The sequence below is a fragment of the Lacrimispora sp. 38-1 genome (genome assembly GCF_049890855.1).
GTDB lineage: Bacteria > Bacillota > Clostridia > Lachnospirales > Lachnospiraceae > Lacrimispora.
The window spans coordinates 107,945-130,823 of record NZ_JBANEW010000011.1; the positions used below are offsets into that span (position 1 = coordinate 107,945).

The window sequence follows — 22,879 nt, forward strand, 5'->3', positions numbered from 1 at the left end:
TGTTGAAACAACAGCAACCATTTAAAGGCTTGGGATTCCTGCTCCTTCTGGCTATTATGCTTTTATTTGCCAGCAGACTGCCCCAAAAGAGCGGAATCATTACAAACCAGGAACTTATGCAGGCGATTGACAATGGGACCATAACCTCAGCGACAGTCAGACAGAACGATCCGCCCCCAACAGGCAGAATCGAGATGACTATGTCTGACGGTTCATTAAAACAGGCCAATGTATCCAATGTGATTGAGATTCAGGACCTTCTGGACCGGAATGGAATTACCTATACGGTGGATGCAGTCCAGAAAGAGAATCTTTTTCTCGTCATTACCCTTCCCATTATTTTAACAGCAGTAGCCCTGGTTTTTCTGTTTATGTTAATGAATGCCAGAGCCGGTGCCGGCAGTGCCAATGCCAAGATGATGAATTTTGGGAGGAGCCGCGCTCATCTTGCCAAAGATGCCAATAAAATAAACTTCAGCAAGGTAGCCGGACTTGAAGAGGAAAAAGAGGAGCTGGAGGAAGTCGTGGACTTCTTAAAGAATCCTTCCAAATATACCGGTGTGGGAGCCCGCATTCCAAAGGGCATTCTTCTGGTGGGACCTCCCGGAACAGGAAAGACACTTCTTGCAAAGGCAGTAGCCGGAGAAGCGGGCGTTCCGTTTTTCTCGATTTCCGGTTCGGATTTCGTAGAGATGTTTGTCGGTGTGGGCGCTTCCCGTGTGAGAGATTTGTTTGAAGAGGGCAAAAAGCATGCTCCCTGTATTATTTTCATTGATGAGATCGACGCGGTCGCAAGACGAAGAGGTACCGGAATGGGCGGCGGCCATGATGAGAGGGAACAGACATTAAACCAGCTTCTCGTTGAGATGGACGGTTTTGGAATCAATGAAGGAATCATTGTAATGGCAGCAACCAACCGTGTGGATATTCTGGACCCGGCCATTTTAAGACCAGGACGCTTCGACCGTAAAGTCAGCGTAGGGAGACCAGATGTAAAGGGAAGAGAAGAAATCTTAGTAGTACATTCCAAGGAAAAACCTCTTGCAGAAGATGTGGATTTAAGAAGAATTGCTCAGACCACAGCCGGTTTTACAGGGGCTGATTTAGAGAACCTGATGAATGAAGCCGCTATTTATGCAGCAAGGCACAGCAAGAAGTATATTAATCAGTCTGACATTGATAAAGCCTTTGTAAAGGTGGGAATTGGTGCGGAAAAGAAAAGCAAGGTTATTACGGAAAAAGAGAAGAAGATCACAGCCTACCACGAAGCAGGGCATGCAATCCTGTTCCATCTGCTTCCTGATGAAGGGCCGGTTCATACCATATCCATTATTCCTACAGGAGTCAGTGCCGCCGGATATACCATGCCTCTTCCGGAAAGTGATCATATGTTTAACACAAAAGGCAAGATGCTGCAGGATATTATGGTAGATCTGGGCGGACGGATTGCAGAAGAGATTATTTTCGGTGACATTACCACGGGTGCTTCCCAGGATATCAAGCAGGCAACAGCTCTTGCCAGAGCCATGGTAACCCAGTACGGTATGTCTGATCAGGTGGGAATGATCAATTATGATAATGATGGTGATGAGGTATTCATCGGAAGAGATCTGGCTCATACAAAGAATTATGGAGGCCAGGTTGCCAATACCATCGACAATGAAGTGAAGCGGATTATTGATGAATGTTATATAAAGGCCAAGGAAATCATTTTAAAACATGAAGATGTCCTTCATGCCTGCTGTAAACTGCTTATGGAAAAAGAAAAGATAGGCCAGAAAGAATTTGAAAGCCTGTTTCCTGCTGAAGCAGAAGTCTGATATATTAGCTTTGATTTGTAATGAAAGCGCAGAGATCCGGTAAAATATCTAAGTTTTTGCCCGTGTATCTGCGCTTTTTTGTTGCCTGTGGGTGACCGGAGAAAAAATGCATAAAAAAACAGTTATAAAAAAATGATGTTTGTGCACACTTATTTTCTCAGGCGTGGTATATTAATAAACGTAAACCCCCCCAATACATTATATAGTTTTTGCTACACCCCATAAGAAACGAAATACCTTCTCCGAAAAACGGTCAGCTACCCCGCTGACCGTTTTTTATGCGCAATTTAGAAAAGGCGGGGTTGTATATTTGAATTCAATCAGATAAAATAGTAATAGAGTAGATGTGAAAGGAAATGAAGAACATATGTGCTTCCAGACAGAGGCGTTAAATAAAGATGCATTATTCACCGATGAAACTGACAGCTTCCGGTTTCCTTCGGAGCCTGAAGAAGGGGACGAAGTAGTTCTTCTTTTCCGGACAGCAGCAAATAATGCGGACGTTGTAAGCTACATCGAGGCTGGCAGTTCTTCCGGGGCTGCCATGATTAAAACAGATACGGACAATTTGTTTGATTATTATGAATACAGGATTAAGACGGGAAGCAGCCCAATAAAGTATTGCTTCTCAGTAAGAAAGGGAGATGAGCTCTGTTATTACAGCCGTCTGGGCCCTGTCGGGCAGTATCCGGACGCAGGATGGTTTACCATTGTGCCGGGATTTTCTACGCCCAACTGGGCAAAGGGTGCCGTTATGTATCAGATTTTCGTGGACCGTTTTTGTAACGGAGATCACTCCAATGATGTGGTTAATGATGAATATCTGTACATAGGCCGAAGAGTTATGGCAGTGAATGACTGGGAAAAATACCCGGATCAGTTTGATGTGGGCAGTTTCTATGGCGGAGATTTACAAGGGGTTTGGGATAAACTTGACTACCTTGAAAATCTGGGCGTAGAAGTGATTTATTTAAATCCCATATTTGTATCACCGTCAAATCACAAGTACGATTGCCAGGATTATGATTATATAGATCCTCATTACGGCGTAATAGTAAAAGACGGCGGAGAGAACTTGACAGCGGAGGCTTCCGATAACCATGGGGCTACCAGATATATGATCCGAACAACTGATCAGGAGAATTTAAAAGCCAGCAATGAGTTTTTTGCCAGATTCGTGGAGGAAATCCACAAGCGTGGTATGAAGGTGATTCTTGACGGAGTATTCAATCACTGCGGTTCCTTCCACAAATGGCTTGACGGAGAACGGATTTATGAATTATCAGGAAAGTATGAGCCGGGAGCATTTGAATCAGAGAACAGTCCTTACCAGTCATTTTTTAAATTTTTTGATGCAGAGTGGCCGTACAACGATTCTTACGATGGCTGGTGGGGGCATGCCACTTTACCAAAACTTAATTATGAGGGTTCTGAGACTCTTTGCCGGTATATCCTTGATATTGCCGCCAAGTGGGTTTCCAAGCCTTATAACGCCGATGGCTGGCGGCTTGATGTGGCCGCGGATTTAGGTCACAGCAGCCAGTTTAACCACAAGTTCTGGAAGGATTTCAGAAAGGCAGTAAAGGCAGCTAATCCCAATGCCATCGTACTTGCGGAGCATTATGGAGATCCATCTGCCTGGCTGCAGGGCGATGAATGGGATACAGTCATGAATTATGACGCATTCATGGAACCCGTATCCTGGTTTTTAACCGGTATGGAAAAGCATAGTGATGAGAAAAATCTAAGGCTTTTCGGGGACGGTGAGACCTTTTTTCGTTCCATGAATTACCATATGAGCCGGATGATGACGGGATCACTTTTAACAGCTATGAACCAGCTTTCAAACCATGATCATTCCCGGTTTCTTACAAGAACCAGTATGAAGACAGGCCGTACTTCAACAGAGGGACCATTAGCGGCCTCAGACGGGATCAGCTATGGCATATTCCGGGAAGGTGTAATGATCCAGATGACATGGCCCGGAGCTCCCGCCATTTATTATGGGGATGAGGCAGGAGTCTGCGGCTGGACGGATCCGGATAATCGAAGAACTTATCCATGGGGAAATGAGAATCTGGAGCTGATTGAGTTTCACAGATATATGACTGAGCTGCACCGGACCATTCCGGCACTGCGCCTTGGTTCATTAAAGCCACTTCTGGCAGGGGATCATCTGATTGCATACGGTCGTTTTATAAATGACAGTATCTGTGCAGTTGCAGTCAGCAACCATACCGCAGAGCAGGATATTTTAATTCCGGTCTGGCAGCTGGGCATGAAGGATGGAGAGACCATGTCCCGGGTTATGCTGACTTATGAGAGCGGCTATAACGTAGGTAAGATTTCTTTTACAGTTGAACAGGGCAGCGTGAGAGTATTAATGCCTCCGTTGAGTTCTGTTTTACTGGTGGACGACAGGGAGTAAACGTTGTACAATTTTTTGATGTAATTTTTTAAAAATGCCTTGATTTTTTTGATTCTCTGTGATAAAATAACACTCGCTTGCTAATAAAGCATGGGTGGATTCCCGAGTGGCCAAAGGGGGCAGACTGTAAATCTGTTATCGACGATTTCGAAGGTTCGAATCCTTCTCCACCCATTTCAGTAACGGAAGTGATGTAAGAAAAAGGCGGTGTGTTCCAGTAAAATGGACCCTATAAGATAGACAGTTAAAAAAAGCGAAAATTGCTTATATTTTAACTTACCCTACCTTGTAGGGTCTATTTTTGTTATACTCATAGCATAAATTAAGGAGCGTACTTTATGGGGAAAAATTATTTTACAGAGAAACAACAGGAACAGCTTCGTAATAATCCATATATTGAACGCGTTTCTGAGAAAGCAATTACATATACAACTGAGTTTAGAGAAAAATTTGCCACAGAATATGAGGCTGGGAGATTGCCTTCTTCTATTTTACGCGTTATGGGGATTGACCCACAACTGCTTGGTAAACGTAGAATCGATACAATTACAAGACGCATAAAGAAATTCAGTCTTCGAGCAGAAGGGTTTGAAGACACACGTAAAAATAATTCGGGACGCCCTTCAACTAAACAATTATCTGAACAGGAACGTATTGCACATCTAGAACATCAAGTAAAATATTTAAAACAGGAAAATGAGTTTTTAAAAAAAATCAATTTTATAGACAAAAAAGCCGAATGGGCAGAAAAACGGAAGCAACACCAGAAGAAAAATTCAGACTCATTCAAGAAATGATTTCACGGGATAATAATGAACTAAACATCAGCTGGCTCTGTGAATCGGCATGGGTATCCAGAAGTGGTTATTATAACTGGTTAAATTCTAAGGATAAACAAAATGAAAAAGAGGCTAGAGATAAAGCTGATTTTGATTTGATTCTTAAAGCATATCTGTATCGTGGTTATGATAAAGGAAGGCGCAGTATCTACATGCGCTTGCTTCATATGGGAGTACGTATGAATCAAAAGAAAATCAGTCGTTTAATGAAGAAATTCAACTTGTTTTGCCCTATACGTAAAGCTAATCCATATCGAAGAATGGCAAAAGCTTTAAAAACAGATGCTGTATCTGATAATCTTGTACAACGCGAGTTTTCAGAACATGGTGCAGGAAAAATCCTTCTCACCGATATTACATATCTATTTTACAACCATGGATGTAAAGCATATTTATCTGTAATAAAGGATGCCTATACGAAACAGGTATTGGCCTATGTTCTTAGCGAATCCCTTGAAGTTGATTTTGTACTCGATACAATAAATATGTTAATCAAAAATCATAAAAAAGCCCTTCGGACCGATGCAATATTGCACTCAGATCAAGGCTGCCATTATACAAGTATTTCATTCAGACAGCTACTGAAAGATAAAGAACTAAGACAGTCAATGTCCAGACGTGGTAACTGCTGGGATAATGCTCCACAGGAATCTTTTTTCGGACATATGAAAGACGAAATTCATCTTGCCGGATGTACTACTTATGAAGAACTTTGTACAGAAATCAATGATTACATGGATTATTACAACAATGAACGTTATCAATGGGAACTGGCAAAGCTTTCTCCTAACCAATATGCAGAATATTTGAGAACAGGTTATTATCCTATAGAGGTATAGCAAAAGCGTCACAACTACAATTACTAGCTGTGACGCTTTATCATACTCTTTTTTTTAAATGTCCTTGACATGGGGACCACTTTACAGCGAACACACCGCCTTTTTCCATTTAATATTTGTTTTTATGTCTATCCCTGACCAGAGACTAAGGAAGTTTACTCTGCCTGAAGAGCTGCCATGGTAAAGTAATTATATGGTTTATTAAAATGCGGAAGGAAAAAGATATCTGTCAGTTTCAATCGGTCAATAGTCACCTGTTCCTGAATAGCAAGAGAGAACATGTGGATCGCCATGGAAATATCATATTCGGAACACATCTGGGCGCCTAAGATGATTCGCGTCTTTTTATCATATACAATCCGGATCTTAACATTGTAATTATCATGCTCTATAAATGCTGGCTTCTGAGTATCTTCATAATCGGCAGCAGCTGCATCATAACCAAGCTTTTTGGCTTTTTCCAGAGTAATACCGGTAGATACCATCTTAAGATTCCAGATGCAGATACCATTGGATCCCTGAACACCGATTGATTTAAGCGGAGTGCCGCATGCGTTGTGAGCTGCTACAATACCGGAACGGACTGCATTGGTGGCCAGAGCGATATAATTGGTATCCTGAATGGAATTATCGAATACAGTAGCGCAGTCTCCGATGGCATAAACATCAGGTATACTTGTTTCCTGATGCCTGTTAACCAGATAGGCCCCGTTCTTAAACAGTTTAAGGGTTTCTTTTCCCAGCTGGCTGTTAGGTTTAAACCCAATTCCAAGCACTACCATGTCTGCTGCATATTCATTTTTATCCGTTACGACTTTTTCCACTTTTTGGCTGCCTTTAAGACTGGTTACTGTCTCTTCATAAGCCAGCTTAATTCCATGGCTCTCTAAATTTTTAGACATAATATCTGTAAATTCACGGTCATAATAGCCGGACAGACAGGTACTCATGTTGTCGATCAGAGTGACCTTCTTGCCGATCCGGTTAAATGCCTCTGCCAGCTCCACACCGATATATCCGGCACCAACTACCACAACATTGCGGATCATGGATTCGTGAAGCTTATCGATGACTTCCTTGGCATTTTGATATAATTTAACGAATTGAACATTGGCAAGATCTGTGCCTTCAATGTTAGGTGAAATGGGAAGAGATCCGGATGCAATAATCAGCTTGTCATAAGGCTGCTGATAGCTCTGTCCGTCTTTTCCTGTTGCGAATACCAGCTTTTTCTCAAAATCAACATGATATACGATGGTTTCTAAATATACCTTCGCTCCTTTTTGTTCAAAAATTTCTTTGCTGCAGTAAAAAAGTCCGTCTGGTGATGTGATCTGGTTGCCGATCCATAAAGCCATACCGCAGCCTAAAAAACTGATATTATTATTTGAATCAAATATAATTACTTCTTTGTCTTTATAATTGTCTAAGATTGTGTTAATTGCGGCAGTACCTGCATGATTTGCTCCGATTACTACGATACGTTCCATAAAATACCCTCCTTCAGTGGATTTTTTTTAATTATAACATATTGTTAAAATAAAAACAATAACTATTATCGATATATTTTATATTTTTTTCAACACTAAATTCAGTCGAAAATGGTTGACAAGAATGGTGTCTTTTTGTATAATCGATATGTTGTTCAGTGCTAAGGCATTGGCGGCATTTGTTGCCGGCGTGGCGGAACTGGCAGACGCACAGGACTTAAAATCCTGCGGGACTTACCTCCCGTACCGGTTCGATTCCGGTCGCCGGCATAGAAAGAGGGCTGTTGTACTTTTGGGTACAGCAGCTTTTTTAATTAATTTTTTGCTTGACAATGATTTTATATAAAACTATTATATAACTATGAGAGAACAAGATATTATTTCAGTATTATCCAAAATCAGGACACAGGCTAATAAATTTATTATTAAAAAGATGGAAGATTACGGAATTTATGAACTGGCACCATCCCATGGAGATATCATTTTCACATTACTCAAGATGGAAAAGATCACAATGAAGGATCTGGCAGATTCGATTAAAAAAGACAAATCCACAGTAACCGTACTAGTGGAGAAGCTGGTCCGGCTTGGGTATATAAAAAAAGAACGGGATGCTTCAGACAACAGGATCACCTACCTTTCCCTTACACAAAAGGGAGCGGATTTAAAACCCATGTTTGAGGATATTTCAAAGAATTTGTTTGATACCGTCTATCAGAATATCCCAAAAGAGGAACGGGAAGCCTTAATGCAGACTCTGGATAAAATAAACCAGAATTTTAATAATAGTTAAAAAGAATATGGTTTTAGCAGAATTATTTGCAAAGAATCATATTTTTATATTATAATAGTTTTATATAAAACTAATTTAAAAGGAGAAAGAAACATGGGAAAAATTTTTAGGGAAACAGCCAGTTTAAGCAATGTGGATTTATTTTACTACGATACGAAGGAAGAAAAACCAGTGATAATCTGTCTGCATGGAATGTATGGCAGAGCGGAGACGTGGAGCGATTTTATCAGTCATTACGCAGATAAATACAGAGTGATTGCACCGGATTTAAGAGGACATGGACGAAGCAGTAAGCCAGATGGGTATTACACGTTTGATGAAATGGGAGAAGATGTTGTGGAACTGATGGACAGGCTTGGAATAAAACAGGCAATTCTAGTGGGACATTCCATGGGGGGAGGTATAGCGGGTTATGTTGCTTCAAGATATTCTGATATAATCCAGGCAGCAGCTATTCTTGACAAAACAGCAAAAGGACCTAAAAGACATATCCCGGTTCTGTCAAGTCAGGTAAATGAATTCGATGCCTTTACAAAAGAATGGAATGAGGTTTTTGACACGAGAAAAGAAGCTTTGGAGTGTATAAAGAGGGCATCGGGCTCTGAACTGGAAACAGAGTATTTCGTCAACAGTTTATATGAGGATGAAACCGGATATCACTTTTTATTTTCAAAGCAGGCATTGGCAGCATACAGGGCAAATGAATATGATTGGATGGATCTGCTTCCTCAAATATCCTGCAAAACTCTTCTTATAAAGTCTGCAGGAGAAGGTTCGGTAACAAAGCAGGATTTTTTGGATATGGAAGCCTGCTTAAAGGATTCCATTGTTTATATCATGAGCAATACAAATCATAATGTACATTTGGCAGAAAAAGAAGAGTTTTATCAGATATTTGACCAGTTTCTAGGTAACATTGATTAATTTATTACTTACCGCCCGGCAGAGTAAGAATAACACGGCACCCGCCGCCTGTAAGGTTGGAAAAAGAAGCTGTGCCGCCGTGAACACTCATGATCTGCCGGACTATGGTGAGTCCAAGCCCGTGATTATCAAGTTCCATTGGCTCCAATGGCTGGTTAAGCCGTTTCAGGGTCTGTACGGGAAAACCAGTCCCATTATCTGTAACAGACAGGAGAGTGGTTTCAGAACTCTTTGACAGCTGGATTTTAATATCACAGCCGTCTGGGTTATGCCCCATGCTGTTTAGGATTAAATTGGTAATGGCCCGTCTGATTAGCTGGCTGTCGCCGGTTAAGATCATGTACTGTGCATCCTCGTCTATGGAAATACTTAAAGTATATTTGTCTGAAATGCTGCTGTTTAAAAGATCAGCTGCAATACTGCGGATTAAGGGAGCGAGGTTAAATTCTTCTCTTCGTATGGGCTGCATGTCATATTCCAGCTTGGAAGCCAGGTTTAGATCGTTGATTAATGCTTTGATTTTCTGACACTGGCTGCGGATAATGACAGCAAGTTCCTGCTGATCTCTGGTGAGGGTTTTGTCTTCCTCCATCTGACCGGCATATCCCATTATTACTGAGAGAGGTGTGCGAATGTCGTGGGATATCCCCGCAATCCATGTTGTGCGTGCATTATCCCGTTTATTTAATGCTGCCTCCTGGCGGATCAGTTGTGATGAAGCATGGTTGATGCCCGAAGCCAGATCTCCCAGAATACCCTGAGCCGGCATTGATACCGGTTTCATCTGTGCTAAATTTTCAATCCCGATGGTCAGTTTTTTTAAGGAGAGAAACAGCCGAAGACCAGAGAGCAGGGCAAGTATTACAGCAGTGACAAGATTCAAAATTAAGAACATCGGTATCCAGAACCGGGAGTTGTCCATTGTTTTCATGGGAAGCTCTATACCAATCTTCCACATGCTGTTTTTCGGATTTCCAATTACAAAAAGCCCGCCCATGTGCTGCCAGACCTTTACGGGATAATCTTTTAAATACCAGCGGGATAATCCTGCCACATCAGTAAGCGTATAGGACAGGGGCACATCCGATGGGAGATTTCGGCTCCATATGACAGCGCCTTTCTCATCTATCAGCATAGCCCATAGATGATTCTGATCCAGTTCTGCGGCAATAGGATCAGAAAGTGAATACTCTCCATCAGATACCGCAAGTCCTTCCGCCATCTGATTGACCGTATAGTTTTTTCCGTATTCCCTGACTGACTGAAACAGCCATACAGCCAGAGCAGTGAAATTAATGATAAGCAGGAGAATTGCTGCGGCTGCGGCTGAAATTACATATCTGCTTAAGATTTTTATCATGCTTTTCAAGGTAATGTCACCCCCGTCAGTTTATAGCCCAGTCCCCGGACTGTTATCAGAAATTCAGGGTCGGAAGGTTCCGGCTCTATTTTTTCGCGTAATCGGCGGATGTGGACCATCAGTGTGTTCTCGTATCCATAGAGAGGGTCTCCCCATGCTGCAAGGCAGAGGCTGTCTCCGGTTACTATCTTTTCTCTGTTATCATACAGCTTTTCAAGGAGTGCATACTCCTTGGCTGTGAGCGTAAAGGTCCCTTTAGCAGATGCGATTGTGCCGCTGTTAAAATCTATCTTTGTTTTTCCCAGATGAAAGACAGGTTTTTCCTTCCGGTTTAAAACTGCCGGGAAATAGGTGCGGTTTAACACGGCATGAAGGCGCAGGATCAGTTCTCTTGGCAGAAATGGTTTCGTAATGTAATCATCTGCACCAAGTCCCAGTCCTAAAAGGCGGTTCTCATCTTCGTCTCTGGCAGAAAGAAATAGAACAGGAGCTGCTGATAAGGAACGGAATTCCCTCATCAGGGTAAATCCGTCACCGTCTGGCAGGGAAACGTCCAGTATTACACCATCCGGTTTTTCTGAAGTAAACAGTAGCCGTGCCTGGCTGCAGTTTTCTGCAAAAGTGATCTTTTTAAAACCGCTTTGCTTTAATATATTGCCGACCATTCTGCGAAGCTCCGGTTCGTCATCCACAAGGAGGAGTCTGCAGTCAAAAATATCGTTCATGGCGTTTGGTCCTTTCCTTCTGTTTTGTTACCATTATAACCGAAATACAGAAGATTTGGACGAAAAAGTAAATGTTTAAGGTAAATGTAAGGTGGCTTACAGGCTGATGTAAGGCAGCCCTGTTAGACTGAAACCATAAAAAGCAGAGGAGATTAATATTATGGCAAATATGATTACCACCAGTGGACTTTGCAAACGATATGGAGCTTTCATGGGAGTAAAGGACTTAGACCTTGCAGTGCCGGAAGGGGTAATTTATGGATTTCTTGGTCCAAATGGCGCAGGCAAATCAACCACCATGAAGATGATACTGGGGCTTGCAAGACCCACCTGCGGGACCATTACTGTATTTGATAAACGGGTAAACAGGAAAAACCGTCTTGCTATTTTAAAAGAAACGGGTTCTCTCATTGAAGCTCCAAGCTACTATGCGCATCTTACAGGGAAAGAAAATTTAAAAATAATCAGTACGTTAAAAGAACTGCCGGACAATGAAATCGACCGTGTGCTGAAGCTTGTCCGCCTGGATGACCAGAAGAATAAAAAGGCAGGTCAGTATTCTCTGGGAATGAAGCAAAGGCTGGGGCTTGCTGGGGCGTTGCTGGGAAATCCAAGGCTCCTTATTTTAGATGAGCCGACCAATGGACTTGATCCTGCCGGAATTCAGGAAATACGGGAACTGATCTGTTCGCTGCCCCGCTCATTTGGTATTACAGTCATGGTATCCAGTCACTTATTAAGCGAAATTGATCAGATGGCTGGTCACATCGGTGTGATCAGCAAAGGAGAACTGGTTTTTCAGGACAGGCTGTCTGTTCTTCATGACAGAAGTGAAAGCTGTATTGCAATACGTACTCTGAATAATCAGGCGGCCCGCAGCGTGTTAAGCAGCCAGGGGGTTTCCTGCCAGGAAGAAGGTGGATTTTTACTGATCCCCAAACTTTCCGATCACCAGCTGGCAGGTTATTTCCTGCAGTTTTTAAAAGAAGATATTGGTGTTGTCCGAATTGAAGAACGGAAAAAAACTCTGGAGGATATATTTTTGGAATTAACAGGAATGGCGGTGAATCTTTAATGAAAGCAGTTTTTCTTGAATTTTATAAAATACGAAAGAGAAAGATCTGGGTTACTATCGCAGCATTGTTAGGAGTACAGTGCCTGTGGGGGATGTGGTCATTTCGGGATATGAGTGTAAAAGAGCTGTCCCAGGGTTATATGCAGTGCCTGTATCATTTTTCTGTGCTCAATACCATTATGATGCCAATGATAGCGGCAATCACAGCCTCAAGAGTCTGTGATCTGGAACATAAGGGGCAGACCTTTAAGCTTCTTTTAACAGCCATGCCTGCAGGTACTTTATTTGATGCAAAGTTTATCTGTGCGTCGCTGCATATGGCCGCTGTGGCGGCGGCTCAGACTATTCTTATAATTGTTCTGGGTAAAGCAGCGGGATTTACCGAGCCGTTTCCGCCTGGCCGCTTTTTTTGCTATATGATCACTACAACTTCCGTCACTGTAACCATTTTGGTTCTTCAGCAGGTATTCTCTCTGTTATTTTCCAATCAGATGGTTCCTTTGGTCATTGGAATTACAGGGAGCTTTGGGGGACTTTTCAGTCTGTTTCTGCCGGCAGGCGTTCAAAAAGGAGTCCTATGGAGTTATTACGGAGTTCTGACACAGGTAGAGATGAATTGGGACAGTGAGACTAAAATTGCAGATATGCAGTATATTCCTGTTGACTGGAGCGGTTATCTGCTGCTCGCGGGGGTGTTTGCTGCCATCTATTTAACCGGACGCTGGTGTTTTACAAGAAAGGAGCGGTAAGCTTATGTTATGGAACGTACTTCGGGGGGAACGGATGAAGCTGAGACGCAGTCCTGTCTGGCTGGCTTTCTTCCTTCTGCCTGTTCTCCCTGCTTTTATGGGGACATTTAATTATCTTCAGAATACTGAAATACTGCAGGATGAATGGTACAGCCTTTGGACGCAGCACACTCTGTTTACCTGCTATTTCTTTTTGCCTGCGACGATTGGCGTATACTGTTCTTACCTTTTCCGCCTGGAGCATACCAATCATAACTGGAATTGTGTAATGACACTGCCGGTGCCTGTACTGCATTTATATCTGTCAAAGCTCGCCATGGCATCGTTCATGGTTATACTGACTCAGATCTGGGTGGGAGTACTGTTTATTGTTTCCGGAAAATTATCGGGACTTGCAGGTCCGGTTCCTCCGGAACTTTCAGAATGGCTGTTTTATGGAACAATGGGGGGGATTGTCATATGCGGAGTCCAGCTTTGCCTCTCCCTGATCATCCGAAGCTTTTCTGTGCCGGTAGGAATTGCAATGGCAGGTGGAGCCTTGGGAATTGGAGCTCTTTCCAAAGGTCTGGGGGCGTTTTATCCTTATACACTGATGAGCCTCGGTATGAGGGCTAACCGCCCGGGTGGTCCGATGGCATGCAGTCTGGGGCAGTTTCTGGCAGGATGTGTGTTCTATCTTGTATTTTCAACAGCAGCAGCAATTATTTGGATGAGTTATAAAGATGTAGCTGCGGCATAGTCAAACCCTGAATTTTCCGTACTGAAATTGAATTGAGGTTATCCTGCCAAAATTGTGTAAGTATTTGGTAAAAATTGTAAAATATAAGTAAATCATCTATACTTTTCAGAATATTATCCGTTATAATGATCCTGTCTCTATCCATAATGGAATAGAGGCACAGTTTATATCGGAGGACAGCAGGAATGAAGAGACGCCAGACAGGAATAAAAAAAGAACTGATCTTGTTTACCATGGGGTGTATTATCTGTATTGTATTTATTTTATCCGCGGGTTCTGTGTATCTTTCTTATGATTTAAACCGCAGAACTTTGAACAAATGTCTGAAAGAGACATCGGAACTGGTGTCAGAAAAGATTACCCAGCAGTTAAAAGAGTATTCAGTAATTGCAGAATCCATCGCGCTTTATCAGAAAGGAAATGCGGCACGGGGAGGGAATATCGGGTTATTTTTAAATATGTCAAGCTCCCAGTATGGACTCAATAAAATAGATATTCTTTCCAAGGACGGAGTTTCTATTGTAAACGGAGATTCCTATAATCAGGATCCGGCTTTTTTGCAGGCCGGAGAAGGAAAAGCTTCATTATCAGATCCGATTGTAAAAGAAGGAAATGTTTCCTATGAATACGTCTATCCCTACGGAGATATTGTGGTTGTGCTTGAATTTCCTTACTCGGTATTTGAAGAAATTATAAAGGATACCAAGCTGGGGGATACGGGAATTACTTATATAATAAACAGGGATGGAAGGAAAATGGCTCATGAAGATTTCTCTCTTGTCTTAGCCGGTCAGAATGATATCGAGGATGCGAAGAAGGACCCTGGAGCATATGGAGAGGCAGCCAGTCTGGAACGATCCATGATAAACGGGGATGCCGGATTTCGGTTTTTTCGGGTAAAAGGTGAGAAAAAGATCGGGGCATACACTCCCATAGCAGATACCAATGGCTGGTCTGTTAATGTTACTGCCATGGAATCTGAGTTTATGTCAGGAGTAACAGTCTCCATGCTGGGATCTCTGTTTCTGGGGATTGTTTCCATGTTACTTGCGGGACTTGCCATGCTTCACATTGCAAACAGAATTACGAAGCCTATTGGGCAGGCGGCAGAGGCCATTGAACGGTTGTCAGGAGGAGACTTAAACCCGGAACTTTCAGTTAAGAGGAGTGACGAAATCGGTCAGATCGTACAGAAAGTTAATGAAATGGCAGGAAAATACAAAGACATTATCTCAGATATATCCCGGTTTCTTCATGAGATATCTAACGGGAATCTGCAGGCAGAAAGCGGCTGCGAGTATCCTGGAGAGTTTAACGGGATCCGGACTTCCATGGAAGCGATTGCTTTTCGTCTCAGAGAGACATTGCTGCGTATTAAGGCGTCAGCGGATGAGGTGACGGAAGGATCCGGGCAGGTATGGGATGGAGCCCAGGAGCTTGCAAAACGGTCCGCTGAGCAGTCGGGAGCCATAGAAGAACTGCAAAGTGCCATGACCGGTGTATTCCAACAGTCGGTTAAAAATGCAGAATATGTGAAGAAAGCTTCCGTTTATGTAACGGAATCCGGGAAAAAGGTAGACGAAGGAAATTTACATATGCACAGCTTGAATCAGGCGATGGAAGAGGTGGATTTGACTTCCAGAAAAATAAACGGTATTACAAAACTGATTGAAGATATCGCGTTTCAGACCAATATTCTTGCTTTAAATGCTGCCGTGGAAGCAGGTCGTGCAGGAGCGGCAGGAAAAGGATTTGGAGTCGTTGCTGATGAGGTCCGTAATCTGGCTGCGAAATCTGCAGATGCGGCAAAAGAAACCAAGGGGCTTGTGGAGCAGTCGGTAAATGCGGTTTCAAAGGGCAGGAGTCTGGCGGAAAATACCGGAAGGATATTAAAGGAAATTGCAGGGCAGGCGGGAATGACAGAAGAAGTAATCAGAGAAATAGAAGTTTCATCCATGGATCAGGTGCAGGTGATGGAGCAGATCAATCAAAGCCTTTTAACGGTATCAGAAGTAGTGCAGTCAAATATGGAGACGGCAAGAGAAAGCTCCGAATCCAGTAAACGGCTGGCGGGACTGGCACAGGCACTGCAGACCGAGGTATCTCATTTCCGGGTAAATGAACAAGATAAACAGATTGATTCAGATCAGATAGTCTGAATCAACCTGTTTTTCCTTTTGTCTTTGCTATGCCTCTGTTTTCCAGAGGCCGTGAAGATTGCAGAATGCATAAGCAGCTTTAGGAGAATCTCCCTGCTCTAATGTGAAGTGAGCTACAGGTTCACAACCGGGAGTAAAATGGATTCTCATGGTACAGCCTGCTTTTGTCTCAAGCATAATCCAGTTAATGCTGTGTTCTTCTGACATAGGGTGGAGTACGCTGCCCACCTTGACGGTAACATGAAGATCATTGGTTTCCAGTACAGGGGCGTGCTTTTCTGATGCCGCATCGGTAGTGTTGGGTTCCAGAACCTCAAATGGCTTCAGGCTGTCCGGAATGGCTGCATTGGGGGTTCCGAGGATCGCTTCCAGGATGACATTTCGATTCTTATCAGTAAAAAATAACGGTTTTTGGTTCATTGTTTCCTCCTGTCATAAATTCTTCTTTTTTGTCTCATACTAATAAAAAAGAAAAGAGGTGCAGGTATGAGCGCTGATGCAGAATTACTTAATTTCATTTATCAGAATTCCCAGATGGGAGTGGAAACATTACACCAACTTTTACCAATGACAGATAATGAGGCCTTCAAAAAGCAGCTTCACTCGCAGCTGAAGGAATATACAGGAATTCATGAGGAAGCAAAAGAACTGTTAAACAAAAATGGGTGCAAAGAAAAAGAAATAGGGCAACTTCAGAAAGTGATGACCTACTTTACAATTGATATGAAGACAATGGTTGACAAAAGTGCCTCCCATATGGCAGAAATGCTGATACTTGGCAGTGTTCGGGGAATTATTGACTGTATTAAGCGAATCCGCCAGTATGAGGGAGAAGCTGAAAAAGAGATTGTGGAACTGATGAAACGGTTATTAAAATTTGAAGAAAATAATATGGAACGGCTGAAGGAATTTCTTTAGCCTGTGATTAGAAATGCTGCGTTTAAAAACGGAAAAAAATCCGGTTCTTAAACGCAGCATTTGTTATTATTAATTTTTCTCCAGCAAAATTTTATAAGTCCGGTCTATGAGAAAAGCGCCGAGCGGAGCCGTGACCAGAATGGATAAAACAGCCACGGTTAAAACAATATTACCGCAGGAAAGTCCCATGGCCAGAGGAATTCCGCCTATGGCGGCCTGTACGGTTGCTTTTGGCATATATGCGAATGCTGTAAAAATCCGTTCTTTTTTATATAAAGGCGTTTTTACCAGGCACAGGAATACACCAGCCATCCGGAATATAATAACGCAGAAAATCAGAATAACAGCCATTAACCCGGCTTTAAGCGCGTATTGAATGTTAACAGTGGCTCCAACCAGAACAAACAGAAGAACCTCGGCGGCAACCCAGAGCTTGGAGAACTTCAGGGAAAGCCGCCGGGATAATTCATATTTTTTCTGTCTGAGAACAGCACCCAGCGCCATAACGGCAAGAAGCCCGGAGAATCCAATGTTTCCCTTAACTTGATGTTCCGCTGTTACAAGAAGGAAAGAGATGGAAAGAATCAGTAAAACCTTTGCGCTGTCTCTTAAGTGAATACGGGTAAAGAAAGCGGACAGAAGCATACCGGCAGCGGCACCCCCTGAAAGGCCAAACACAATTGAGGTGGGAATGGTAAGAAAATCTGAAGGAGTGATTGCTTTCCCGCCGGCAAGACCGGTAAACGCGGTGAATAATACGATTACGTAAACGTCATCAACGGAAGCGCCCGCCATAATAATCTGAGGAATGCTTTTTTTAGTTCCATAACCCGTTTCGATTAGTTTCAGCATTCTTGGCACAACAACAGCGGGTGAGACTGCGGCCACAACGGTTCCCATAATAGCTGCTTCAAGCCGCGTGATACCAAGAAACAGCGGAGCAAAAACCATCATTGCTGCAATCTCACAGCTTGCAGGGATAAAACACATTAATACAGCCGGACGGCCGACTTTTTTCAAATCCTGAATATCCAGATTTAAACCGGCTCTGGTCAGTATAATAATCAGTGCAACCTGGCGCAGCTCCGTAGATATACCTAAGAGAGAGGGATCCAGAAGCCGGAGGGCATAAGGCCCCAGTATCATTCCGGTTAATATCATTCCCAGAAGACTTGGAAGTTTCAGTTTTTGAAAAAGTGAACCAAGGGTCATCCCAATAAGAAATACAAGTGCCAGTGATAATAACATAAAATTTTCTCCATTCTGTGCAGTTGATTAAAAAAGCTGATGCGTCTGCGAGTTTTCATCACAGAAGTCATCAGCTTATTAAGCGGTTTAAGGTCTTGCCTTAGGGAGAACTTCATTCCCATCTTTTCGTATTATATTACAATATTATTGATTTTACAATTGAATTTTCCGCTGTTTTCCGGCTGCGTAACAGGCAGGATACCATTTCTGGAACCATTTGGTAAAGCAGCCGAGAAGAAATGGAAGTATTGTGTTGATGATACTTAAAGGTGCTTTAAAATCTGAAATAAGAAACAGATAAGTCCACATAGGAGTGGCCAGATATAGAATTCCCCAGCAAGCCGTCAGGATCCGGTTCGTTTTTATAAAAAGAGGATTCTTTAACGCGGTTTCTCCTCCATATCCATTCATGGAATAAAAAGCGGTCAGGGGAATTTTCAAAAATATTGTCACTGACCACATCAGCCCAAACAGGAGATAGGATACGGGCACCAATATCTGGGGAGAAAATCCTGTTATGGCCAGTACTCCAAGAAGCGCTGCCGTAAACCCTGAGAACACGTCAAATACGGTGGGCTGATACCGGAAAAAGAAGAAAGGTATGGCTGCGCTGACTAAAACTGAAAGAATTCCGCCTAAAGCAGGATGATAAATGCCTGCAAACCATAGAGGAAACCATGGGAGCAGCATAAGAGTCATGTTGCTTTCTTTTTTGGGAACAGTCTGGTGAACTTCTGGTTTTGCTGAGGAACCCAGATAATCATCCCAGTGAATTAACAGCTGAAAATCGCCGTCTACCTGATAGAGATGCTTCATCAGTGCAGTCTGGCCGTCGATTTCTCCCTCTGCAATGCTCATCCACACAGAAAGCGGAGTTGAAATTCTGGTGGTAAATGGCTGAAAATCCCGGGTTAAAACCTTGCAGCCGTCTTTTCCCATAATCAGCTGAGCTGTTTTATTTTCATCGGTATAATGCATTTCTAATACCATATCTTTTCCGTTCCAGGAATCCTTCCGGTAGAGTGCAGCCATCTGTCTGGTGAATGTAATGGCAGGATGGGATTTCTCCTGTACCCGGGTCTGATCTGGCGGCTCAATTCCCCAGCTGGCATCTGCCATACGTTCAAATACGTCTCTGGGAAAAAGAAGCTGAGAAAGCAGATTTTTTGTTTCCCCGGTTATTCTGCCGTCAGCAAACTCCCTGCCTGCAGCGCGGACAGCCATTAAATACTCTTCTGTACGGTTTCTCAATTCAGGAATATGAAAAAGTTCTCCCTGTCCGCAGTATATGGTTTCATATCTGCCTTTACCCAGATGGTGGGTAAACTGTGAATCAATGGCATCATAATTGCCTTCTGCCGTATAGAAGCCACAGGTGGAGATCAGCGCATAACGTTTATTTGTCATATCATACCGGGAAGGATGAGAGCCATTTTGAGCTTCTTTTTCCATAAAAGGTAAAACCATGGGAAGCTGTCTGTCTATCAGCGCCTTTAACTGGGAGGGCAGTCCGAAATAATATAGCGGAAAGCTGTATATAACAACATCAGCGGATAAAATCTTTCCTATCACCATTGCCATGTCATCGGAAATACAGCACTTCCCCGGGGTATTCTTCCAGCAGTGAAAGCAGCCTGCACACGGCTTGATGTCCAGTTTGGAAACTGTCAGGGTTTCTGTATGAACAGGTGATGCTTCTTTCATTCCCTCAATAAATGCTTCTGTCAGCTTCAGGGAATTGCTTTTTTCGCCTTTGGGGCTACCGTTTATGATCAGGACATTCATGTCAGTTCCTCCAGTTTCTTAATAGATCTGCGGGCCCAGTCTATACACATTTCAATATAGCTGTAGCCAAAATCTGCGGAAAGTTCCCAATACAGTTTTTGTTCCGGTTCCACCTGACTGCCGTACTGGCCGATGCTGTCGGGGATCTGCTTCATCTCGTTTTGATAATGGCTGCAGTCGCTGATAAAGTCAGTCAGCATATCAATACACTCTTTGGGAGGCCGGCATCCGGAAAAGAAGACTTTCATTAGAAAAGCATTTTTATTTCCCTTGGAGAATTCGTCATTCTCCTGGGAAAGCCAGCGGAGAAATTCCTGTTTTCCTTTTGGAGTTATGGAATAAAGTTTTTTGCTGGGCTTTTCTGTCTGGATAATGATTTCGCAGGTAACACATTCTTTCTTCTCCAGTTTATTAAGTTCCAAGTATATCTGACTGGTCTGGGCGTACCAGAAAAACCGGACAGATGAACCGAAAGCCTTGGCCAGATCGTATCCGGTCATGCTTCCGTAAGATAAGAAACCAAGTATGCTGTGGCTTAAGGACATGATGATTCCCCTTTCATATTATAAAATTATAATATTACACTTTTATAATATAGTCAATATATAAGAAATCATTATTTTATATTTTTTTCGGAAATTTATAAAACTTGTCTTGACAATTGGGAGAAAATCTTGTAGAATTACTGATGTTGCAGGAGAATAAGCCCAGATAGCTCAGTTGGTAGAGCAGAGGACTGAAAATCCTCGTGTCGCTGGTTCGATTCCGGCTTTGGGCACTGTGCTTCTCGAAGCACGTTTGAAATATTTCTGAAATCCTTGCGGGTGTAGTTCAATGGTAGAACACTAGCCTTCCAAGCTAGATACGTGGGTTCGATTCCCATCACCCGCTTCTTAATTAAAATCGGGAAACCTTGATTCTGAGGTTTCCCGATTTTTGCATTTAAATATAGTTTTTTACAACCTTAGTTAAATAAATATCGCAATTAAACAGCTTTTATTGCTCCTCTAAATTCTATTACTGTTATAATCGTTAAGAACATATCAAAACAATCTTATAATTCACTTTTAATTGAATTCCTTTATGAAAAAGATAGACGAAGCATATATTAATTCTAAATTGCTTTCTAAAATAAACAGATTATTTATGATGAAGTTTTAACAAATAAAATAATTGATATTGTTAAATAATAATCGCATAAAGATAAATAAATATCAATAAAATGTGAAAAAAATAATTAAATTGACAGTTATAAAATGAAGGCTATAATGAATATAAATGACTATGGTCAATAACAAGTCATTAAATATATCAAAATAAAAGCGAGGAAAAGCATATGAAGGACGTTATACTTCAGGATACATATCAGTTATTCATAGGAGGACAATGGAAGCCTGCTTCTGACGGAAAAACATTTACAGTCACCTGCCCGGCAGACGGCAGAGTTCTTGCACAGTGCGCAGAAGCGACAAAGGAAGATGTGGATGAGGCGGTAAAAGCTGCCTGGAAAGCTTTTGAAACCTGGAAGAATGTTCCGGTTAATCAGAGAGCGGCAATCTTAAATCAGATTGCAGATATTATTGATGCAAACAAGGAACATCTGGCTATGGTTGAAACTCTGGACAATGGAAAGCCTGTCAGAGAGACATTAAACGTAGATATTCCGCTGGCGGCCCAGCATTTCCGTTATTTCGCAGGCTGCATCATGGCAGAGGAAGGAAATGCAAGCATACTGGGAGACAATATGCTCAGTCTTATTTTAAAAGAACCCATCGGCGTAGTCGGCCAGATCGTTCCATGGAACTTTCCGTTCTTAATGGCAGCCTGGAAGCTGGCGCCTGTGCTTGCAAGCGGCTGCTGTACGGTATTTAAGACCTCAAGTGCTACGCCTTTAAGTGTATTTGAGCTTGCAAGGCTGATTCAGGACGTAATTCCGGCAGGTGTCTTTAATGTGATTTCAGGAGGGGGTTCAAAATCAGGACAGTATATGCTGGAACACCCTGGTTTCAGAAAGCTGGCATTTACGGGTTCTACAGAGGTGGGAAGGAACGTAGCTCTGGCTGCGGCCGAAAAGCTGATTCCTGCAACACTGGAGTTAGGCGGAAAGTCAGCCAATATTTTCTTTGATGACTGTGACTGGGAGATGGCCATGGATGGCGTGCAGCTTGGAATTTTATTTAACCAGGGTCAGGTGTGCTGTGCAGGTTCCAGAGTGTTTGTGCAGGAGGGAATTTATGACCGGTTTGTGAAGGAAGCTGTGGAGCGTTTTAACAAGGTTAAAGTAGGGCTTCCATGGGAAGAAGATACCCAGATGGGCAGTCAGATCAATAAAGGACATCTGGAGAAAATATTAGGATACGTGGAAATAGGTAAGGAAGAAGGAGCTAAGGTTCTGTGTGGAGGAGAGGCATTTACCGGAGACGGCCTTGAGAATGGTGCATTTCTCCGCCCCACTCTTCTTGGGGATGTGACAAATGATATGAGAGTGGCAAGGGAAGAGATCTTCGGACCGGTTGCCTGTATTATCAGGTTTAAGACAGAGGATGAAGTGATTGCCATGGCCAATGACAGCGAATTTGGACTGGGAGGAGCTGTATGGACCAGAGATATTAACCGGGCAATACGTGTGGCAAGAGCTGTGGAAACAGGCCGTATGTGGGTGAATACCTACAATGCAATACCGGAAGGAGCACCTTTTGGAGGATATAAGACTTCCGGAGTCGGACGTGAGACACATAAGGTGATGCTGGAGCATTATACACAGACTAAGAATATTATGATTAATTTAAGTGAAGCGCCTTCTGGTTTTTATCCTGTAAAATAAAAAATAAAAAAAGGGGCTGTAAAAAAACTCCCTTAAAGAAAAATCGCTCAGGCCGTGAGGCTTGAGCGATTTTTTGGTATAATTAATTATGCTAATAAATAAAAACACCAACGTTAATTATACAGTAAAACAATTAAAATTACCATTGGAAATCGAAAAATTTA

19 protein-coding genes, 4 tRNA genes and 1 riboswitch are annotated in these 22,879 nt (G+C 42.6%); of the genes, 16 read left to right on the plus strand and 7 right to left on the minus strand.

Annotated elements, in window-relative coordinates:
- Positions 1-2: 2 nt before the first annotated feature.
- From ftsH to V7D18_RS03150, 5 genes are all read left to right on the plus strand, one after another.
- Positions 3-1,820: an ATP-dependent zinc metalloprotease FtsH gene (gene ftsH / locus V7D18_RS03130; RefSeq protein ID WP_426151385.1), complete on the plus strand. Its 1,818-nt coding sequence runs from the start codon at positions 3-5 to the stop codon at positions 1,818-1,820.
- 367 nt (positions 1,821-2,187) lie between these two features.
- On the plus strand, positions 2,188-4,248 hold the full coding sequence (locus V7D18_RS03135) for a glycoside hydrolase family 13 protein (RefSeq protein WP_426151387.1): 2,061 nt from the start codon (positions 2,188-2,190) through the stop codon (positions 4,246-4,248).
- A gap of 92 nt (positions 4,249-4,340) precedes the next feature.
- A tRNA-Tyr gene (locus V7D18_RS03140) sits at positions 4,341-4,422 on the plus strand.
- 164 nt (positions 4,423-4,586) lie between these two features.
- The gene (locus V7D18_RS03145) at positions 4,587-5,045 is read left to right on the plus strand and encodes an HTH domain-containing protein (protein WP_426151341.1); all 459 of its coding nucleotides are present in this window, start codon (positions 4,587-4,589) and stop codon (positions 5,043-5,045) included.
- Positions 4,988-5,926: an IS3 family transposase gene (locus V7D18_RS03150; protein ID WP_426151343.1), complete on the plus strand. Its 939-nt coding sequence runs from the start codon at positions 4,988-4,990 to the stop codon at positions 5,924-5,926. The genes V7D18_RS03145 and V7D18_RS03150 overlap by 58 nt, the downstream gene beginning before the upstream one ends.
- Positions 5,927-6,081: 155 nt before the next feature.
- Here the strand turns inward: V7D18_RS03150 and nox are convergent, their stop codons facing one another.
- Positions 6,082-7,416: a H2O-forming NADH oxidase gene (nox, locus tag V7D18_RS03155; protein WP_426151345.1), complete on the minus strand. Its 1,335-nt coding sequence runs from the start codon at positions 7,414-7,416 to the stop codon at positions 6,082-6,084.
- Between the two features lie 184 nt (positions 7,417-7,600).
- Here nox and V7D18_RS03160 point away from each other — a divergent pair.
- The 3 genes from V7D18_RS03160 to V7D18_RS03170 all read left to right on the plus strand — a co-directional run bounded on the left by V7D18_RS03160 (position 7,601) and on the right by V7D18_RS03170 (position 9,133).
- A tRNA-Leu gene (locus V7D18_RS03160) sits at positions 7,601-7,686 on the plus strand.
- Positions 7,687-7,777: 91 nt separating this feature from the next.
- Positions 7,778-8,209, plus strand: coding sequence for a MarR family winged helix-turn-helix transcriptional regulator (locus tag V7D18_RS03165; protein ID WP_426151347.1), 432 nt, complete (start codon positions 7,778-7,780; stop codon positions 8,207-8,209).
- A gap of 93 nt (positions 8,210-8,302) precedes the next feature.
- Positions 8,303-9,133 carry an alpha/beta fold hydrolase gene (locus V7D18_RS03170; RefSeq protein WP_426151349.1) on the plus strand — a complete coding sequence of 277 codons (831 nt, stop codon included), beginning with the start codon at positions 8,303-8,305 and terminating at the stop codon, positions 9,131-9,133.
- Positions 9,134-9,137: 4 nt separating this feature from the next.
- Here V7D18_RS03170 and V7D18_RS03175 read toward each other — a convergent pair whose 3' ends face one another.
- Positions 9,138-10,493 carry a sensor histidine kinase gene (locus tag V7D18_RS03175; RefSeq protein WP_426151389.1) on the minus strand — a complete coding sequence of 452 codons (1,356 nt, stop codon included), beginning with the start codon at positions 10,491-10,493 and terminating at the stop codon, positions 9,138-9,140.
- Between the two features lie 5 nt (positions 10,494-10,498).
- Positions 10,499-11,218 (minus strand): response regulator transcription factor, encoded by a 720-nt coding sequence (locus V7D18_RS03180; RefSeq protein ID WP_426151351.1) that lies wholly within the window; start codon positions 11,216-11,218, stop codon positions 10,499-10,501.
- 160 nt (positions 11,219-11,378) lie between these two features.
- Here V7D18_RS03180 and V7D18_RS03185 point away from each other — a divergent pair, with 160 nt between their 5' ends.
- The 4 genes from V7D18_RS03185 (at position 11,379) to V7D18_RS03200 (ending at position 15,940) form a co-directional block, all read left to right on the plus strand.
- Positions 11,379-12,293 carry an ATP-binding cassette domain-containing protein gene (locus V7D18_RS03185; RefSeq protein WP_426151353.1) on the plus strand — a complete coding sequence of 305 codons (915 nt, stop codon included), beginning with the start codon at positions 11,379-11,381 and terminating at the stop codon, positions 12,291-12,293.
- Positions 12,293-13,042 carry an ABC transporter permease gene (locus tag V7D18_RS03190; protein ID WP_426151355.1) on the plus strand — a complete coding sequence of 250 codons (750 nt, stop codon included), beginning with the start codon at positions 12,293-12,295 and terminating at the stop codon, positions 13,040-13,042. Before V7D18_RS03185 ends, V7D18_RS03190 begins: the two co-directional genes overlap by 1 nt.
- A gap of 4 nt (positions 13,043-13,046) precedes the next feature.
- The gene (locus tag V7D18_RS03195) at positions 13,047-13,781 is read left to right on the plus strand and encodes an ABC transporter permease (protein WP_426151357.1); all 735 of its coding nucleotides are present in this window, start codon (positions 13,047-13,049) and stop codon (positions 13,779-13,781) included.
- A gap of 185 nt (positions 13,782-13,966) precedes the next feature.
- Positions 13,967-15,940, plus strand: coding sequence for a methyl-accepting chemotaxis protein (locus V7D18_RS03200; protein WP_426151359.1), 1,974 nt, complete (start codon positions 13,967-13,969; stop codon positions 15,938-15,940).
- Positions 15,941-15,967: 27 nt separating this feature from the next.
- Here the strand turns inward: V7D18_RS03200 and V7D18_RS03205 are convergent, their stop codons facing one another.
- Complete coding sequence (locus V7D18_RS03205) at positions 15,968-16,360, minus strand: desulfoferrodoxin family protein (protein ID WP_426151361.1); 393 nt, start codon at positions 16,358-16,360, stop codon at positions 15,968-15,970.
- Positions 16,361-16,426: 66 nt separating this feature from the next.
- On the opposite strand from V7D18_RS03205, the gene V7D18_RS03210 reads away from it, so the two are divergent.
- Complete coding sequence (locus tag V7D18_RS03210) at positions 16,427-16,858, plus strand: hypothetical protein (RefSeq protein ID WP_426151363.1); 432 nt, start codon at positions 16,427-16,429, stop codon at positions 16,856-16,858.
- Positions 16,859-16,927: 69 nt separating this feature from the next.
- Here V7D18_RS03210 and V7D18_RS03215 read toward each other — a convergent pair whose 3' ends face one another.
- From V7D18_RS03215 to V7D18_RS03225, 3 genes are all read right to left on the minus strand, one after another.
- Entirely contained in the window at positions 16,928-18,106 is a 1,179-nt protein-coding gene (locus tag V7D18_RS03215; RefSeq protein ID WP_426151365.1) for a cation:proton antiporter, read from the minus strand.
- A 54-nt stretch (positions 18,107-18,160) separates the two neighbouring features.
- Positions 18,161-18,235: riboswitch (Fluoride riboswitch) on the minus strand.
- Between the two features lie 24 nt (positions 18,236-18,259).
- The gene (locus tag V7D18_RS03220) at positions 18,260-19,891 is read right to left on the minus strand and encodes an NAD(P)H-dependent oxidoreductase (protein ID WP_426151367.1); all 1,632 of its coding nucleotides are present in this window, start codon (positions 19,889-19,891) and stop codon (positions 18,260-18,262) included.
- Positions 19,888-20,436 carry a PadR family transcriptional regulator gene (locus tag V7D18_RS03225; RefSeq protein WP_426151369.1) on the minus strand — a complete coding sequence of 183 codons (549 nt, stop codon included), beginning with the start codon at positions 20,434-20,436 and terminating at the stop codon, positions 19,888-19,890. Before V7D18_RS03225 ends, V7D18_RS03220 begins: the two co-directional genes overlap by 4 nt.
- A gap of 160 nt (positions 20,437-20,596) precedes the next feature.
- Between V7D18_RS03225 and V7D18_RS03230 the strand changes: the two genes are divergently transcribed.
- The 3 genes from V7D18_RS03230 (at position 20,597) to V7D18_RS03240 (ending at position 22,715) form a co-directional block, all read left to right on the plus strand.
- Positions 20,597-20,669, plus strand: a tRNA-Phe gene (locus tag V7D18_RS03230).
- A 42-nt stretch (positions 20,670-20,711) separates the two neighbouring features.
- Positions 20,712-20,782 (plus strand) — tRNA-Gly (locus V7D18_RS03235).
- Positions 20,783-21,227: 445 nt separating this feature from the next.
- Positions 21,228-22,715 carry an aldehyde dehydrogenase family protein gene (locus V7D18_RS03240; protein ID WP_426151371.1) on the plus strand — a complete coding sequence of 496 codons (1,488 nt, stop codon included), beginning with the start codon at positions 21,228-21,230 and terminating at the stop codon, positions 22,713-22,715.
- The last annotated feature ends 164 nt before the right edge of the window (positions 22,716-22,879 follow it).